Source organism: Trichlorobacter thiogenes (assembly GCF_900167465.1).
GTDB classification, from domain to species: domain Bacteria; phylum Desulfobacterota; class Desulfuromonadia; order Geobacterales; family Pseudopelobacteraceae; genus Trichlorobacter; species Trichlorobacter thiogenes.
The window spans coordinates 21,420-38,561 of the sequence record NZ_FUWR01000024.1 but is presented as its reverse complement, the minus strand read 5'-3'; the positions used below and the strand labels follow the sequence as shown (position 1 = coordinate 38,561).

Genomic DNA, 17,142 nt, shown 5'->3' with positions numbered 1-17,142 from the left:
GACAGCCAGGAGATAAGCGCTTTGCAACCATCAGCATCATTGGTGAAACGTTTTACTTCTTCTGTTGGAATGACACCAACATCAAGAATAGCTTTAGAAACATCAATGCCGATAAACAGATTCTTTCCCATAGTCTTTCTCCTTTCCCGTTCTTGCAGAATGCGGGATCCAGATGGTCCCCAGTCAACTGTTCGGGCTATTGGGAGGAAGGGAATGACGCCTTACGCTCTGTGACGGGCTTGGTGTCCCAAAACACGATCAAGCTGTCATTCCCTGGCTACTTGAAAGAACATTAGATGCTACACGCTGAACATACAAGATCACAGAGGTCTCAGAGGTAAAGCAGGAAGGCACAACAAGCGACCTGATTCCCTTTTGGGTGAGGCGTTAAAAGCTGATTTTCTTGTAGTTCTCTGTGTTTCTCTGTGACCTCTGTGGCTAACTGTCGTTTTAAGGTTAGCTACTCAAGGACATAATCCACCGGCATAACCAGCCGCGCACTGACCGGTGGTCTGGGAAACGGTGCGGCACGTTCAACCGTTTCAATGGCGTTTCTGTCCAACAGTGATACGCCGCTACTGTGACTTACCCGCAGATCTGAGACACTGCCGTCCACCAAAACCAGAAATGAAACCGTGACCCGTCCGCTCCAGTTCATGCGGATCGCCTGGCGCGGGTAGCGCAGTTCTTTGCCGATCAGGTCGCGGATGTAGGCAAAATGTTCCCGCAAGTAGCGTTTCTGCAGTGTTTCTTTGGTCTCTGCGGCTACCTGTCCGTTTCCCTTTGTCCCAACGCCTTCACCTGGGGCAGTTACGCCTCCGCCAACTGATTTGTTTGTGCCGCCCACCGTGGCCTGCTGCGGTGCGCCATCGGTTTTTGCCGACAGGGTTGCAACCGGCTGGGAAGCTGCTGCTGGCGATTTTGAAGCCGGCGCCGCTACCGGAGGAGGAAGCGATTGCGGCGCCGACCTTGCCGGAGCAGTAGTGTTGCTTCTGCTCCGGGTAGTCATCTTTGGTGCTTGCTGCTGCGTCTGCGGTTCAGGGAGCGATGCCGTGGTCAGATCGATCACCACCGGTTCCTGCAGAGTCGGTTTTTGCAGCACCACGGCAGTTGCCAGCCCGCCCAGCGTGCAGTGGATCAGCAACGACCCGATCAAGGCTGACCTGAACCGGCGCGTAGTGCTGGTTCCATGCCCCCCACGCCAATAGATGTCACCGCACAGCAGTTGCATCTTTCTTAGAACGCAACTTCCAGCTTAGCGCCGCAGGTGATACCCTGATCCTGCCAGCCCGCAATGGTCACATAGCGGTCATCCAGCAGGTTGCGGCCATAGACCGTGGCCCGCAGTTGGGCCTTATCCAGCTTGAAGCTGTAGCTGACATTCAGGTCTACACGGGTATATTCCCCGGCTGGACGGTAGATGTTACCCACTGAAAGGAAGTTGTTTTCATAGGGACCGACGTAGTTCAGGATCAGGTTGCTTTCCAGGCCGCCAATCTGGTGGGACAGCCGTAGACTGACATTGTGATGGGGCATAACTTTGTTGGTGTCGCCCCGGTTGGTGGTGATGTAGGAATAGCCCGCATGGTAGCCAAAGCCCCAGGGCAGGCTGCCCTTAACGGATGTTTCAACCCCTTTGCGGATGATGTTGGCAGTGTCGTAGATGTTGTAGACCGATGAGCCGCTGCCGCCGGTGGCTGCTGAATAGGCAAAGTTGTTGATGTCATACAGGAACAGGGTAACGCTGGGATTAAAGGCCGGGTGATAGCTGGCCTCAACCCCTGCTTCGTACTTGAACCGTTCTTCCGTGTTCAGGGTTTTGTTGCCCACGGTTGCCAGAAAGGTATCAGCTTCCTGACGGGTGTAACCCATCCGTGCCAGCAGTTTGTGCTGCTCATTCAGCTGGTACGAGCTGCCGATTGACATACTGATGGCCGGTTGCTGCCATTCATTTTCAATCTTCTTGTTGGTGGCCTGCAGGGGTGAATATTTATCCGAGCCTTGCTCAATCAGCTTGGTATCAACCCGCACCCCGCCATCCAGAGTCAGCCGGTTGTTGAATTTGTATTCATCCTGCAGATAGCCGGAGAACAGGTCTTCCTTGCGGGGTACCCCTTCATAGAAGAACTGGCCGGTAGGGCTTTTCCAGAGAAAGGCCTGAAAACCGCCGGTCAGCCGGTTGTTTTCCGTGGCTGCCACATGCCAGAGGTGCCAGGTTTCCACCTGATCCTCCTGCCGTACTGCCTGGGGGATGGTTGTACTGGTTGAACTCTTGAGGTATTCATCGTCGGTAACCCGGCCACGGGCATAGGAGAGCGAGGTGGTGTGCACCGCATTCCACGGTTTATGCAGGTTCAGGGCGATTTGCAGCGACTCCAGCGGGTCATAGTTCCAGAGTGAGGTATAGGCGGTGCTGTCCTTCGTGGATCGCTGGATCTCGCGGCGGCCATTGGCGTAATAGATCAGGAAATCCGCCTTCAGCGCCGTGCTATCATAATTGCCATTTAACAGCAGTGAGAGATTATTGGCGGCATTGTTCCAACCTGCCCTGCCGCTGGTGCCGGAGGCGGTACCCACCATCCGGTAGGAAAACGGCCCTTTGCTGTTGCCGTGGTAGAGCTGGAAGTTACGGGTATCAAGGCTGCCGTATTCGGCAATCCCGCCCAGCTCCGGCCCTTTGCCCTTTTTGGTGGTGATCACCATAAAGCCCTGGTTTGAGCTGCCCAGGCCGGGGGATGGCACGTTGTCATGGCTCATGGCCGGAGAAAAGGCCACAAAGGGGCCAAGGGTGACGGCAGAGCTGTCCCGTACGATCCTGACCGATTCAATTGCATCCACCGGAAACTGGGCCATAATTCGGGAGGCCTGGGACCAGGGGATGTAGACCCCGTCCAGGATGATTCCCACGGTATCGCCACCCCGCAACTGCAACGCATTCATCCCCTTGCGTCCCTGAAACTCCACCCGCGCACCAGGTGACAGCGCGGCAATGTCATAGACACTGGCAGGGGCAATAGATTGGATATCCTCACGGCTGAACTCCTCCACCGTGGCAGAGGCGCTGGCCGGCACCGTGGTTGCGCTGTAGACCGGTTGCTTGTCCTTTTTCCCGGTAACACCAACGCCACCCATTTCCACTGCCTGCTCTTCAGCACTTGCCTGTGTCACTGCACTGCCTAGCGCAAGCAGGGCAACGCCCATTATCACCTGTTTTTTCATTGTTTCCTCCTGTCCGGCATCAGCCGTTATGTAATTATTGTTATAACGATAGACGCAGTACTGCTTTGTAGAGACACCGGTTTCAGCTCTGCTTCAGTATCTCCATCAGATCCTTGTTATTCAGCTCTATCCCCAGAAACAGTCGGTAAAAGCGCCTGGTCTCAGTAGCAGCATCAAAACGGTAGAGATCAGGATGCAGCCGGTTGGTCAGCCAGCGCAGTCCCAACAGGCGCATGAATGACGGGGGGCGATCAAACCAGTTAAACGGTGCGCGGGGGATGCGGTAGACCCGGCCATCCCGCACCGCTTTGATTGATTTCCAGCGTGGATCTCGGCCAACTGCTGCTAAAAACGGAGCCTCCTGCGCCAGCATGATCTGCGGGTTGTAGAGCATGACCTGCTCCATGCTGATCTTTTCCATGCCGTAATGATCCAGCGCCTCTCCGCGATGCACATTTCTGCCGCCAGCCAGCCCGATCAACTCGGCATGGAAGGAGCCATCCCGTTCAGTGGCCAGGCCATCCTGCCCTTCGGCGTAATAGACCGTTGGGCGCTGTTCCGGTTTGATACCCGCCACTGCCTGATCAACTGACTTCAATGTTTCTTCAGCATAGCTCCGCAATTTGGCAGCCCGTTTTTCCCGTTGCAGCAGCGAGCCCAAAAAGGTAAGCGCTGCCGGATAATCCCGCAGCGAATCAATCCGCAGTTGCACCACCGGAATCTTCAACTGCCGGAAAACATGCTCAAACCTGGCATTAATCTGTGGCTGCTGCCAGGCCCAGACCAGCACAATATCCGGCCTGGCCTTCAGCAGAAGTTCTGTATTCATGTTCTTGCCCTGGCCGACTGAACTGCCGATTACCGGCAGCGAGCGGACCGCAGGTTTGAGAAACCGCTTCTCTGTTTCATTCAAAGGAGAGTTAAGCCCAACAATCAGGGTTGGGTCCATGGCATAGAGCAGGTAGCTGGCTGGAGGTGAGCTGGCATAGACCCGGCTGATCCGATCCGGCACCAGCACCTTTCTGCCGGTCATATCGGTTATCTCGCGGGCATGGCCGGTTCCGGTCTGCAGTAGCAACAAGACACTCAGAGATGCTGAAAGCAGCAGTTTCATGGCAGTTCTCCGGTTCATTTGTATTCACAGGCGGTTGCAAAATCTGATGATACTGTTTGCAGCGGAAGATCAAATGGCTTACTGAACACAACCCAGGTACCGCTTTCATCCTTCAGCAACCCTGCATCCGGTATCCCTGCCACCTTGATTGCATCATAAAAATGATCATCACCAAACCCGCGGCACTTGGGCTGCCAATCCGGTTCTTTCTCTCGCATCTTGCGGATGATCTCCTCTCGCAGCTCCTTAGAGCCAAATCCACCGCCAATGCAGACCTGCCCGCCCGGCGCCAGCACCCGCCAGATCTCCCGCAATACCTGGGCAAGATCATTCCAGAAGTAGATGGAGCCACGGCTTACCACCAGATTTACGCTGCCGCTTTTTAGCGGAATGTTGTGTACATCTCCGCAAATTGCCACCACCCGGTTATCTAGCTGGTGTTCAGCAATGTTTTGTTCTGCAATCATGCGCATGTCGTCTGATTCATCCAGCAGACAGACACGTAACCTGCTGCGAAAGGCCAAGGCCAGCCCCAGATAGCCGCCACCACTGCCCAGATCAAGGCAGACACCATTGGTAATACTGCTACGTGCAAGGATTTGACTGGCCAGCAGCGGATATACCGGCGCAAACGGACCACGGGCAATGGTGTCAAACTTGTTGGCGTCAATCTGCATGCTTGTTTCCTCCTCTGTCATTACGCTATATATGCAACTACATAACGCGTGCCAAAAACGTACATTTCTGGATAGGCATTAAAAATCAACATGTTGAGATCTGTTGTAAGAATTGCAAATTACGACCGTGTGCATAAAAACAGTGCCAGTGCTGTTTTTATGACCAGAGGCAGGTGAAGAGAGATCAGCTATTCGTTGCAGGAAAAAGACGATGCAGCTTGGTACAAATTTGAAGTAAGGCGATATCGCCCTCAGCAAAAGACTGGAGCGGTTTTAGGTGGCCTGGAGGCATCAAAGCCTATGCTGCCGGGGGGTAAAAAATCAGGTTGGTCATTTGACGACACCCAAACCTTGAGCTATATCACTAGGTATCACGCCAATTTAAAAATCTGCTGAACAAGCTATTCCACTTGAAAAAAGCACCGGTCTACACACGTAAACCACCCTTTAACCAAGTCAGCAGCACAACGCCCCATCCACCTACGAAGGAGAAGCTACAATGCGACAAACGGCCCTACTATTTATCTGCCTGGTTCTGTTTACCTGCGTGCCTGTATATGCAGCCGAGAAGGGGAAAATGACGGATGCTGAATTTGAGGCATCACTGAAGTACCAAAAAGGTACGATTGTTCTTCCAGGCAGCATGGCAACCATCAAGATTCCAGATACGTTCCGCTACTTATCACCCAAAGATACTGAACAGGTTCTTGTGAATGCCTGGGGAAACCCATCGGGCGACGGCACGCTCGGCATGATCTTTCCTGCTGATATTGGCCCTACTTCAAAGAATAGTTGGGGAGTGGTCATCACCTATGAAGAAGACGGCCATGTTTCAGACAAGGATGCAGACAGTATCAATTACGATGATTTATTAAAGGAGATGAAGGAAGGCGTTGCCGAGGCGAACAAAGAGCGCCAGAAGGCCGGGCACCAAACCTTGGAGCTTGTTGGTTGGGCAGCAAAGCCGCGCTACGACAAATCAGCCCACAAACTCTACTGGGCTAAAGAGCTCAGTTTTAACGGTGAAAAGGAACATACACTGAATTACAACATCCGTCTTTTAGGGCGAAAAGGTGTTCTTGTGCTTAACGCGGTTTCCGGCATTGACCAGCTTGGCACTGTTGAAAAAGACATGCAGACGGTGCTTGCTTTTACCAACTTCAATGCCGGTTACACCTACGCCGACTATGATGCAAAAACCGATAAAACCGCTGCCTATGGTATCGCTGCGCTTGTTGCTGGTGGTGTTGCCGCAAAAGCGGGCCTGTTTGCCAAACTGTTTGCCGCGCTTTTGGCAGCAAAAAAGCTGATCATTGTCGGTGTTGCTGCCTTGGGCGGCTATATTGTCAAACTGTTTAAGAAGAAAGAATAAAAACTGTAGCAACACTGCAAGCAACGTACGTTTAATCACCTCACGTCACATCTGAAAAGGGAGAATCACATGAATACGACTGACAACCAAAACCTTATTCTTGGAATCATTGCAGGATGCGTTGCTGCAATCGTCGGGGCAATAGCCTGGGCACTTATTACCGTAGCAACAGGGTACCAGATCGGATGGATGGCGGTTGGCGTCGGTTTCCTTGTGGGCTATTCGATGAAGTATCTTGGCAAAGGTACGACAGTGGTTTTTGGCATAATCGCTGCTGTCATTGCCCTTGTTGGCTGCGTTGCAGGAAACCTGCTGACCACGGTGATTCTGGTTGCAAAACAGGAACACCTGACGGTGATGAGTGTGCTTCAAAACTTGACACCCACCATTGTTATGGATCTTTTAAAAGAAACCTCTCAGCCCATGGATCTTCTGTTTTACGGGTTAGCGGTTTATGAAGCGTACAAATTCTCTTTTACGTCTGAGGAACAGGAAATGGTAACAGCGCAGCCAGAGGAAAACTAAGGATGGGATCAGTTCAATGCGTCGGCTCCATACCAAATGAGTCGAGCAGAAACAGGCCGTTATGAGCACAGAGAGCGCACCGGAAACAGTCACGATAGATGGAGCAACGGCTATTGCGACAGCCACTGCAGACAATCCGCCAGAAAAGCCACGCCGTTCCGGCATCATTGCAACCCTTGCCGTTGGTGGGGCATTTGTCCTTAAGTTCCTGAAACCGCTGTTTATCGGACTTAAGACGCTTAAGCTTGCCGCGGTTTTAAAAACCGGCCTTACCATGGTGCTCAGCATGTGGGCCTATGCCCTGGCCTGGGGCTGGGCCTACGGCGTTGCGTTTGTACTGCTGATTTTAGTTCATGAGATGGGACATGTGTATGCGCTCCGCGAGTTTGGTGTAAAGGCCGGCGCCCCTGTCTTTATCCCCTTTGTCGGTGCCTACATCGCCATGAAAGAACAGCCAAAAAACGTGAGAATAGAGGCATGGACGGCAATTTACGGGCCACTTGTCGGCACAGGCGGCGCCATGCTGTGCTGGTCAGCAGCGCTCTACACCGGTAGTTCTTTTATGATGGCGGTTGCGTACACCGGTTTTTTCCTTAACCTCTTCAACCTGATTCCGGTTAGCCCGCTTGATGGCGGGAGGGTTGTTGCCGCACTCTCACCCAAAATCTGGATCTTTGGTTTTATCGGCATCCTGATCATGTTTTTCCGTTCTTACAACCCGATCCTGTTTTTAATTCTTCTGCCAGCCGGTCGTAATGTGTATGAACTATGGAAGAACAGAAAGTCAGCGCCATCAGAATATTTTGAGGTGGATAAGAAAACCAGGATACAGATATCACTGCTCTATTTTGTACTTTTAGGTTTTCTTGCCGTGGCGATGTCGCTTACCCATGTGGCACGATAACACCAGTAGATGACCGCAGGCCAGATGGCCTATTTGGCGGGATGAGCGGAGCACAAGTTGAATTTGGCCAACATCCCAAAACGGAGGAAGGGCAGATCTGAAAAGGAGATTATAGAGAATGAAAAGAATTGTAAAAAAAACGCTAGTTGTTGGTATTGTAGCTTTCTTAACAGGTTGTGCGCCAGTAACAGATAGCTACAAATACATGCTTACTGGCAAGGAAGGTGAGCCGCCACCGAGGACGATTGAAGCGGCCCAAGCACAGTTTAACGATGGAAAATTGGTTGTTGGGCAGTCCTCTGAAGCTAACCTCAAGACACTTCTTGGCTCTCCAGCAGAAATCAAGAAAATGAATGGCAAGAGAGTACATGTTTACATGAAAAATGTGTCCACACAGGGAGTAAGTGTTGATGTTGGTACAACTTACATCGCTTCTTACACATTTAACAAGGCTGGAAAACTCGTAGACAAGGATTATGCAGCCCGCCCCATGGGCAATCCCCTTACTGGACAATAGCTTGCAAACTGTTCTGTTCCGGCGGTTACTGCCTTAAAACGGGAAACGAGAAAAAAGAAGAAATGAGTGTAAGGTCTACACATTTGGCAAAAAGGCAGAAGACTAAAAAGGCGAAGCTCCAACCAGGCAGTTGAACCGTTAGACCTTCTGAACTTTCTTTATTCGTCATGCGTTACCCAGGAGCCGTTGCAAAGCAACTTTTTGAAGAAGCATCACCTTGGAGGATTTTATGGATTACGTTTGCCCGGCGTGCAAGAGCGAAAATATTCAACGCCTTTCTGTTATTTATGAAGCAGGACTGTCAGAAATCAACACCACCTCTTCGACTTCAGGTATCGGTGGTAGTTGTGGCAGTTTCGGTGGCGGTGTCGCTTCCACTTCAACCACAGGAATATCCCAAACGGCTGCGTCGCAGCGGGCCACCCCACCAGAAAAGCAATCCTATCTAAAACCGCTTCTGGCAATTTACATTTTACACATAGTCGCCCAAGTATTCGGGCCAAAGTTTTGGGGCGGCCATTTGTTCACCTATGCATGGATGGCGGTCTCAGTGTTGTGGGTCTGTTTTGCGTTCCAATACAACAAAAAAACCTGGCCTCCGCTAAAAGCGGCTTGGGACGATTCATATATGTGTAATCGCTGCAACAAGATTTTTGTCCTTATACCAACCGCTACCTAGTTGGCCGCGAGGCATAATCAGCTAGCCGGAGGACAACCACACACATAACCTGGCTCCCGAACCGTTTCTCACAGCAGGGTGAAAGCTTTAACCAGACAGAAGCAGCGGCTTAAAACCGCGCTGTTCTGCCGAACCGTTAGGAGAACAAATGGAAATAAACCGAGAACGTCTTCGAGAGGCAACTGCACAGGGCATTGTAACGGAGTTGCAAGCTGAGCAGCTTTGGCAGTTTTTATTTGAACAACGAAAAGACACTCCGAGTTTTCATTTCACTCACATACTTTATTACCTCGGTGGTCTGATTGCCATTGGAGCAATGAGCTTGTTCATGAACCTCGGGTGGGAGCGGTTCGGTGGATGGGGACTCTTTGGCATTGCTCTCGCTTACGGAATGGCAGGCCTCGGGCTTACTGAGTTTTTCCTCACACGTCGCCATCTGCAAATACCTGCCGGTATCATGGCAACCTTTGTCGTGGTATTGACGCCACTGGCAGTCTACGGCTTACAAGTTGCTCTCGGATTTTGGCCGGAAGGCCACGTTTACCGGGAGTATCATACGCACATCAACTGGCGCTGGATTTTGATGGAACTCGCCACGCTCGCAACCGGCGCTATCATGCTGTGGCGCTATCGCTTCCCGTTTCTGGTAATGCCGGTGGCCGTGACGCTCTGGTATATGAGCATGGACTTGACGCCATTACTTTTTGGCGAAGCAGACGCAAGCTGGGACCTGCGAAAGCTCGTATCACTCTGGTTCGGCCTGTTTATCTGTCTGATGGCCTTCTGGGTGGATATCCGATCACGATTCGAAAAGGATTTTGCCTTTTGGCTTTACATATTTGGGGTGTTAGCATTTTGGGGTGGTTTATCCATGATGAACTCAAACAGCGAATTGAATAAATTCATATACCTATGCATTAACCTCATAATGATAGTCGTAGGATCAATACTTTCCCGCAGAGTATTTGCTGTGTTCGGAGGTTTGGGCGCAGCCGGATATATCGGGCATCTGGCTTATGATGTTTTTAAGGACAGCATGATGTTCCCGTTCGTTCTGACCGGCATTGGCCTTGGCGTCATATACATCGGGATTGTATGGCAACGGCATGAAAAGAAGATTAGCAGCACCCTCCGCGGTTTTCTTCCCGTCCCGCTGAAGGAGCTGATTGAACGAAGGAGCTAACCTGAGAACATATGTCGTGGTAAAAATCGCCGCGCAAGGCATTCCCAGAGGGATATCGGTACATAAGGAACAAATATGAAAACCTGCAAATTACTATCAATCGCCTTGTTGTTCTCAGCTTTACTGGTTTGCCGATTTGCATCTGCGAACGATTCCAGTTTTGGTGACTCTAACGGAACCATCAAATTCAAAGCAGAGCCTGACATCAGCATGGATAAGGAGGTGCTGACCATTAGTCAGAAAAAGGTACTGGTCGAATACGTATTTACAAACACCAGTCAGAAGGAACTGACAATACCGATCGCCTTCCCCATGCCTCCAATGTATTTCGGGCAAGGGGACCATAGTGAAATTGCCGATTTCAAGCTGATGGTTAATGGTAAGCAGGTAAAGACCGAACGCAAGTTGGTTGTGCTGCTTGACAATGGTCAGGATATTACACAGAATTTTTTTGAACTGGGGTGGGATGTTAATGCGGTAGCCTCTCTTGAAGAGGGTGAATATCCAAATAACAAAAAACAACTTCCGGCCAGATGGCTTGATAAAAATAATTCGCCCCGTTTTACAATCAGCGAGTACTTTATCTGGAAGCAGACATTCCCAGCTGGCAAACCTGTGGCGATCAGCCACAGCTACAAACCGAGTATATCAAGCGGTGTTCCGCGCCCCGCCAGTGAAATTATACAGACATTCAAAAAGAGTACCTGCCTGAATGAGAATGCCCAGTCCACCATCAGAAAGCAAAGCGGGGTCCATGGCGTAAATTGGGAACACCTAAGCTATATTCTTATGACCGCTAAAAACTGGCAGGGGCCGATCAAAGATTTCAGGCTGATTATTAAAAAGCAGAATGCATCAGATCTGTTGAGTCTCTGTTTCGATGAAGAACTGGTAAAAACCGATTCAAAGACCTATCAGTTTCATAAGCAGAATTTCATCCCGAAACGTAATCTGGAATTGCTGTTTATCAGCAAAACAGAATAATCACCTGATCTGATGTTGTGTGGAGACCGAAAGCCCCGGAAGGGCTCAGCCCTGGACTCGAGACAAAAGTAAAAAGGCAGAAGACTAAAAAGGCGAAGTCCCAACTAGGCAGTTCGATGCCGGTCGGGCGGGTTATTTCCCCGCCGTTGCTCAAAGCAAGGAGACATTTTCATGGACGATATGATTGTATTCGCAACAAAGAACCGGCTTGGCTGCCGCGAAGGGGGCCTTACAGCCTTTGGCAGCAGCCAGTATCTGGAAAAGTACAATAAAAACCGTGAATCGATCCAGAAGAAGAACGCCTGGAAGACCGAGGGAATGGGCGCAGCCTTTCAGGGAGTCCGCACAAGTTCCGGGCCGGATTCAGAGGAGATACATGCTCGGGCGAATGTAAACGGTCTTGCCTTTGCGAAAGATGGCATGATCGTCTATTCCCTGGATGTTGAGGACTATTCAGGCCTGTTTCTAAAGAACCCGAAGAATGACGGGGAAGATGAGGGCCACATCATCCATGACAGCATGACCAGGTTTATGAACCTTGATTGCCATCCTGTGACCGGTGAGCTTGTTGTCTCAGTTCAGGACTGTCCGTGGGAGCGACATTTAGCCCTGTTTGAACCTAAAAACTCGCGCTACCGGAAAATAACAGAAGGTGATTGCTTTGACGAAAACCCGGTTTGGGGAAAGCAAGCCAGCCGCTCGATTTTTTATGATTCTGCAGGCGTTGGCAAGGATGGGGAAGGACGCTTTTTAGAGCTGGGCGAGAAGGTTATCAACCGGCTTGACCTCGATTCTGGAACAATTTCTGAGTTGGTTTCCCTGCCCAGACACGACTGTTTTCTGCCCAAGGTTGACCGCGAAGACAGGCTCTACTTTATCAAACGGCCACACGAAAAACCCGGCTCGAAAGGTATGACCTTCAAGGATATTGTTCTGATCCCGTACCGTCTGGGGCGGGCTGTCTATTCTTTTCTGCAACTCTTCAGCATGCGCTACACCGGCGAACCGCTCTCCACAGCCGGGCCTGATCCTACGAAGGCTAAAAACAAGGATCCCAAAGATCTGTTCATTAACGAAAATATGATCAATGCTGAACAGACGCTTAAAGAGAACCGCGATAAAGGTGATTCTTTTCCCGGCATCGCCCCCCGCAGTTGGGAATTAACGCGGCTGGAGAAAGACGGCAGCCTTACCTGCCTCAAAAAGGGCGTGATTGACTTTGACCTGGGGAAAAACGGCGATATTGTCTTCTCTAACGGTAAATACCTGCTCAAACAGGACCGGGAAGGTAAAGAAAAGGTTTTAGACACCGTAGACCTGATCAACCGCGTGCGGGTGTGTCTTGCGTAAACAGTCGGGTGGAGCTGATCATTGGCGCAGATCAAATAATCCTGGGAAAAGCAGTTAGCCGCCACTGAACGCAAAGATCACAAAGAACCGCAGATAGTTGGAATGCATTTCAAATGCACCGGCAAGGTGTTGCATAAGGTATAGTTAACTATCTGTTCTTCTGTTATTTCCTTGCGCTTTTGCACGAAAAGCCTTTCTCCGGTATCACTTCTCATGGTAACAAGCGATATCCCTTTGATTACGAGGTACCCATGTCAAACGTACGTTCCCACAGCCATGTAACCAATCTCTCCGGAAACGAGATCTACTGCCTGAAGAAGCTTTCCCTGAGCCCCGGCAATATCTGTATCGGCAACAGTGTCTTTGCGTTGGGGATACTTGGCAGCCTGACCGCAGGCCTGAATATTCTGTTTGGCGGTGAGATCCCGGATGTCACCAGCCTGATCCATGATGGCCGTATAAATGCAATCAACCGGATGCTGGAAGAGGCAAAAGCAAGCGGCGGTACCGGTGTTACCGGTGTCACCACGGAACTGATCAGCCACGGCAGCAACATTGAATTTCTATCCATCGGCTCTGTCGTGCATGTTGCCGATGCAGCGAACGAAACCCTCTCTTTCTCCACCTCTGCAGATGCGCAGGAGCTGTACTGCCAGGCTGATTGCGGATTCAAACCGGTTCAGTATGTTATCGGCAACGTGGCCTACTCCATCGGACTTGGGGGCAATATTTTCGGCTTTCTGCGAAGCCTGGGCAGGGGGGAGGTCAAGGAATATTCTGAGATATTCGACCGGACACGGCATCTTGCCCTTGAACGGATCACCAGAGAGGCACGGCAGTGCAAGGCTAATGCGGTGATCGGCATAAACACCACCATTACTCCGCTGATGGGTGCCCAGGAGATGCTGATGCTGGGGACCGCCTCTTCACACCCGGCTCTGGCTGAGTATGCTACCCAGCCGATCACTTCGGACATGACCAACGAAGAGATGTGGAATATGATCAACATCGGCTATATGCCGATCCGCCTGGTCATGGGGGTTTCAGTCTATTCACTGGGGATTGTGGGTGGTATAAAATCGATCTTCAAATCAATGGTACGTGGTGAGGTTGATGTCCTGACCTCTCTTTTGTACGAAGCACGGGAAAAGGCGCTGGACAGGATTCAGGCTGATGCACAACGTTACGGCGCTGACGAGGTGGTTGGCGTCAAGATTCATGTCTATGAGCTTGGCGGAGGGTTGATAGAGTTTCTGGCAATCGGTACGGCAGTTAAAAAAATGGATGGCATCACAACCCGGACACCGGTCTTGATCCCCCAGGCGATCATCAGGGACAGAGATACGTTTTTTGATAAAAAGCCCCAGACCGGTCAGGCAGTATCACTGACGGAAAGCGGCAAATCTTCAGCTGCTGCCACACAGGGCGGGCCGATAGCCATAGCCATCGGCATTATCATGTTTCTCTTCTATGTTTTCATGTTTGTGCTGAAACATCGGTAATCGGGGAAAAGTGGCAGTTTTTATGAATAGAGAGTACCGATTCACGTGCTTATGCGCATGAATCGGTCAAAGAGGACAAATACGAGACAGCTCAGACCATACCAAGCGATGGCACACCTACAATCCTTCAGGTACTAATATACTGAGGCATTATCTGCCAAACTTACCATTAAGTACCAAGTATGGGTATTTACATACCTTCTGCGTGACATCCCGTTGAACTTACCTGAAAAAGAAATGGAATCACCTATTTTTGCGCCATTTGATGCTTGTGGTGAACTCGTTGGAACCTCGACTAATACGTTGTTACCACAGTCAACAATAAAAGTGAATTTCGATGCCAATCCACCGCTTCTAACATCACGAATACTTCCAGACCCATCAAAGGTGCGCAAAGCATTTTTGTCGGCAAAACCGTCTATTTGAATGCTCGTTGAATTGACAAAAGGTCCGGCAACGCTACAGATATTGTCAGCAGCGAATGCATGTCCGGAGCAAATTATTGCAAATAATAGGATAAAAAGTGTACGTTGCATGCGATTATGTCCTTTATGGAGTTTATTTAGCTTGAAATTGTGTACAACAGTTTAATAGTACTGTCAATAATGCTGAAATAAGTTTGCCCGCACAACGGTTTTATTTCTTGCAATCTGAATAACGCTATCCATGGAGGATGTCACCGTATGACCATTGGAACACCATTAAAGGCTGGAGCCACCAAATTGCTGTTGTTGGGATCAGGAGAACTGGGTAAGGAAGTAGCCATTGAGGCGCAACGTCTGGGTGTTGAGGTGATTGCGGTTGATCGCTATGCTGATGCACCGGCCATGCAGGTGGCCCACCGCAGCCACGTGATCAGCATGCTGGATCGAGAGGCACTGCGCCGGGTAATAGAGGCAGAACGGCCTGACCTGATTGTGCCGGAGATTGAGGCGATTGATACGGTCTTTCTGCTGGAGCTGGAGCAGGCAGGGCAACGGGTGATCCCCACGGCCCGGGCCGCCAACCTGACTATGAACCGTGAAGGGATCAGGCGGCTGGCAGCAGAGGAGCTGGGCCTGCCAACCGCACCCTATGCCTTTGCCTCCAGCGCAGCAGAACTACGCGCTGCTGCCGACAACATCGGATTCCCCTGTGTGGTTAAGCCGATCATGAGTTCATCCGGCAAGGGGCAGAGCGTGGTGAAAACCGCAGCCGAGGTGGATACTGCCTGGCAGTACGCCATGGATGGCGCACGCGGCGCCTCGGACACGGTTATCATCGAGGGCTTTATCGACTTTGATTACGAGATCACTCAGCTGACGGTCCGCCACGTTGGCGGTACTTCCTTCTGCCCGCCCATCGGCCATGTGCAGATCAAGGGGGATTACCACGAGTCATGGCAGCCGATGGCCATGTCACCAGCAGCCCTGGCCGAGTCCCGGCGTCAGGCAGAGGCAGTAACCACCGCCCTGGGCGGTTATGGTATCTTCGGGGTAGAGCTGTTTATCAAAGGCGATACGGTGCTGTTCAGTGAGGTATCGCCCCGCCCCCACGACACCGGCATGGTGACTATGATCTCCCAGAATCTGAGCCAGTTTGAGCTGCATGTACGGGCCATTTTGGGGCTGCCGGTGCCTGAGATCCTGAACCTGGCACCGTCAGCCAGCCATGTGATTCTGGCCACAGAAAGCCAGGATAATGTGCGGTTTGAAGGTGTTTCCGATGCCCTGAACATCCCCACTGCCAAGCTGCGGCTGTTTGGCAAACCGGATACCAGGCCCGGCCGCCGGATGGGGGTTAGCCTGACCCAGGGTGCAAGCACTGATGAGGCCAGAAGCCGGGCCGAGGCCAGCGCCCATTGTGTACAGATCGTGCCGCAGGGATAGCCTGCCCTTGTTTTAATTCGTAGCCGCATCAAAAATTGAAAAGGAAACCAGCAATGAGTGAATTACCCAAATGTCCGTCCTGCAGTTCTGCCTACACCTATGAAGATGGAGAAAAGTATGTCTGCCCGGAGTGTGCCCATGAATGGCCAATGACGGCGGCAGAGGAGACGGTTAGCGAGCGAGTGGTACGGGATGCCTTTGGCACTGAGCTGAAGGATGGCGATAGCGTAACCGTGATCAAGGACCTGAAGGTTAAGGGGGCGTCATCATCGGTCAAAGTCGGCACCAAGGTGAAGAACATCAGGATTGTGGATGGTGATCATGATATCGACTGCAAGATCGACGGGTTCGGTTCCATGGGATTAAAATCGGAGTTTGTCAAAAAGGCCTGACGTACCGGTGCCAGCGCAGTGCTACGCACAACGCCCCTTGCCATTCTGATCAGAGAATGGATAAGGGGCGTTCTTGTTACGGGCTTGGATGAGGTTCGTCTAAGCTATGGATCTCCGCTTTACCTGCATACATTCCTGCATCCGCTCTCTGATAGCTGTTGTGGCCTCTTCTGATGGGGAGCTGCCACCCAGTCCTTTCAGCCAGAATCGGTCAAAGACCCGTTTCCTCTGCGTCTCAACCCGCATCTCGGCCGGAAACAGCGAATACAGGCTGAAGGTGTTCAGCAGTGATGACAGCAGACCAAGCCGGTCAGGACCGCTTATCTCCAGATAGAGACTCCCTTCGCAACGGGTAGAGCGTTCCAGCAGGTAATCATCAATCAGCAGCTCTACTGACGCTGGTGCCGGTGCCGTCGGGGCTTGGATCAACGATACAAAATCAATCGTATCCGGCTTGGCAGCAGCAGCAAAAAAATCCAGATCAATGGTTGAACGCCACTTCCAGCCAGCACTGCGGGCAGCTTCAACCCGCATGATGTTAACCTTGCGTTGTGCCATGCCGTTACTCAAACGACCTGCCCAGCCAGGTTCAAGCCGCCCATGCAGGCCAAGCTCATAACGTTGTAGTCCATGGTGATGGAGCGTCACCCGTGTTTTAGATTCCGGCGTCGTTGCCTGAATAGTATGCACAATTACCACCCCTTTCGGTGTATCGACTGCAAAGGCAGCCGCTTGTTAGATTGTAACATTTTCCTTTCATGTGCCATGCCAACTCGCCATTCGAATTAAATGCAATAAAACAAGCCGGTTACAAAGTGCATCATCGTTCCGCTATGTAGTCCTGTACGATACGCTT

The 17,142-nt window shown here is 51.2% G+C and carries 17 protein-coding genes; 11 read left to right on the top strand and 6 right to left on the bottom strand.

The features are described from left to right. Window positions 1–460 precede the first annotated feature (460 nt). From B5D39_RS15090 to B5D39_RS15075, 4 genes are all read right to left on the bottom strand, one after another. Window positions 461–1,231 (bottom strand): energy transducer TonB, encoded by a 771-nt coding sequence (locus tag B5D39_RS15090; protein ID WP_078791295.1) that lies wholly within the window; start codon window positions 1,229–1,231, stop codon window positions 461–463. 5 nt (window positions 1,232–1,236) lie between these two features. Then, window positions 1,237–3,219, bottom strand: a complete 1,983-nt coding sequence (locus tag B5D39_RS15085; RefSeq protein ID WP_078791294.1) for a TonB-dependent receptor plug domain-containing protein — start codon at window positions 3,217–3,219, stop codon at window positions 1,237–1,239. Between the two features lie 82 nt (window positions 3,220–3,301). Then, complete coding sequence (locus B5D39_RS15080) at window positions 3,302–4,333, bottom strand: ABC transporter substrate-binding protein (RefSeq protein ID WP_208610604.1); 1,032 nt, start codon at window positions 4,331–4,333, stop codon at window positions 3,302–3,304. A 14-nt stretch (window positions 4,334–4,347) separates the two neighbouring features. Then, the gene (locus tag B5D39_RS15075) at window positions 4,348–5,010 is read right to left on the bottom strand and encodes a class I SAM-dependent methyltransferase (protein WP_078791292.1); all 663 of its coding nucleotides are present in this window, start codon (window positions 5,008–5,010) and stop codon (window positions 4,348–4,350) included. Between the two features lie 499 nt (window positions 5,011–5,509). Here B5D39_RS15075 and B5D39_RS15070 point away from each other — a divergent pair, with 499 nt between their 5' ends. The 9 genes from B5D39_RS15070 to B5D39_RS15030 all read left to right on the top strand — a co-directional run bounded on the left by B5D39_RS15070 (window position 5,510) and on the right by B5D39_RS15030 (window position 14,026). Beyond that, window positions 5,510–6,382 (top strand): DUF2167 domain-containing protein, encoded by an 873-nt coding sequence (locus B5D39_RS15070; protein ID WP_078791291.1) that lies wholly within the window; start codon window positions 5,510–5,512, stop codon window positions 6,380–6,382. Between the two features lie 69 nt (window positions 6,383–6,451). Further along, the gene (locus B5D39_RS15065) at window positions 6,452–6,907 is read left to right on the top strand and encodes a hypothetical protein (RefSeq protein ID WP_078791290.1); all 456 of its coding nucleotides are present in this window, start codon (window positions 6,452–6,454) and stop codon (window positions 6,905–6,907) included. Window positions 6,908–6,968: 61 nt separating this feature from the next. Further along, a complete protein-coding gene (locus B5D39_RS15060) occupies window positions 6,969–7,811 on the top strand; it encodes a site-2 protease family protein (protein ID WP_078791289.1) in 843 nt (280 codons plus the stop codon). A 118-nt stretch (window positions 7,812–7,929) separates the two neighbouring features. Continuing rightward, window positions 7,930–8,328 (top strand): hypothetical protein, encoded by a 399-nt coding sequence (locus tag B5D39_RS15055; RefSeq protein ID WP_078791288.1) that lies wholly within the window; start codon window positions 7,930–7,932, stop codon window positions 8,326–8,328. 229 nt (window positions 8,329–8,557) lie between these two features. Next, entirely contained in the window at window positions 8,558–9,007 is a 450-nt protein-coding gene (locus B5D39_RS15050) for a hypothetical protein (RefSeq protein WP_078791287.1), read from the top strand. A 148-nt stretch (window positions 9,008–9,155) separates the two neighbouring features. After that, complete coding sequence (locus B5D39_RS15045; RefSeq protein ID WP_078791286.1) at window positions 9,156–10,190, top strand: DUF2157 domain-containing protein; 1,035 nt, start codon at window positions 9,156–9,158, stop codon at window positions 10,188–10,190. A 75-nt stretch (window positions 10,191–10,265) separates the two neighbouring features. Further along, window positions 10,266–11,174, top strand: a complete 909-nt coding sequence (locus tag B5D39_RS15040; RefSeq protein ID WP_078791285.1) for a DUF4424 family protein — start codon at window positions 10,266–10,268, stop codon at window positions 11,172–11,174. A gap of 171 nt (window positions 11,175–11,345) precedes the next feature. Then, the gene (locus B5D39_RS15035; protein WP_078791284.1) at window positions 11,346–12,524 is read left to right on the top strand and encodes a hypothetical protein; all 1,179 of its coding nucleotides are present in this window, start codon (window positions 11,346–11,348) and stop codon (window positions 12,522–12,524) included. Between the two features lie 251 nt (window positions 12,525–12,775). Then, window positions 12,776–14,026 carry a heavy metal-binding domain-containing protein gene (locus B5D39_RS15030; protein ID WP_078791283.1) on the top strand — a complete coding sequence of 417 codons (1,251 nt, stop codon included), beginning with the start codon at window positions 12,776–12,778 and terminating at the stop codon, window positions 14,024–14,026. Between the two features lie 134 nt (window positions 14,027–14,160). On the opposite strand, the gene B5D39_RS16835 is transcribed toward B5D39_RS15030, so the two are convergent. Next, the gene (locus B5D39_RS16835; protein ID WP_139366800.1) at window positions 14,161–14,562 is read right to left on the bottom strand and encodes a hypothetical protein; all 402 of its coding nucleotides are present in this window, start codon (window positions 14,560–14,562) and stop codon (window positions 14,161–14,163) included. A 147-nt stretch (window positions 14,563–14,709) separates the two neighbouring features. On the opposite strand from B5D39_RS16835, the gene purT reads away from it, so the two are divergent. Both purT and B5D39_RS15020 read left to right on the top strand, forming a co-directional pair. Further along, on the top strand, window positions 14,710–15,894 hold the full coding sequence (purT, locus tag B5D39_RS15025) for a formate-dependent phosphoribosylglycinamide formyltransferase (RefSeq protein WP_078791282.1): 1,185 nt from the start codon (window positions 14,710–14,712) through the stop codon (window positions 15,892–15,894). Between the two features lie 53 nt (window positions 15,895–15,947). After that, window positions 15,948–16,286: a zinc ribbon domain-containing protein YjdM gene (locus tag B5D39_RS15020; RefSeq protein WP_078791281.1), complete on the top strand. Its 339-nt coding sequence runs from the start codon at window positions 15,948–15,950 to the stop codon at window positions 16,284–16,286. 99 nt (window positions 16,287–16,385) lie between these two features. On the opposite strand, the gene B5D39_RS15015 is transcribed toward B5D39_RS15020, so the two are convergent. After that, window positions 16,386–16,976, bottom strand: a complete 591-nt coding sequence (locus tag B5D39_RS15015; protein WP_078791280.1) for an ACT domain-containing protein — start codon at window positions 16,974–16,976, stop codon at window positions 16,386–16,388. Between the last annotated feature and the right edge of the window lie 166 nt (window positions 16,977–17,142).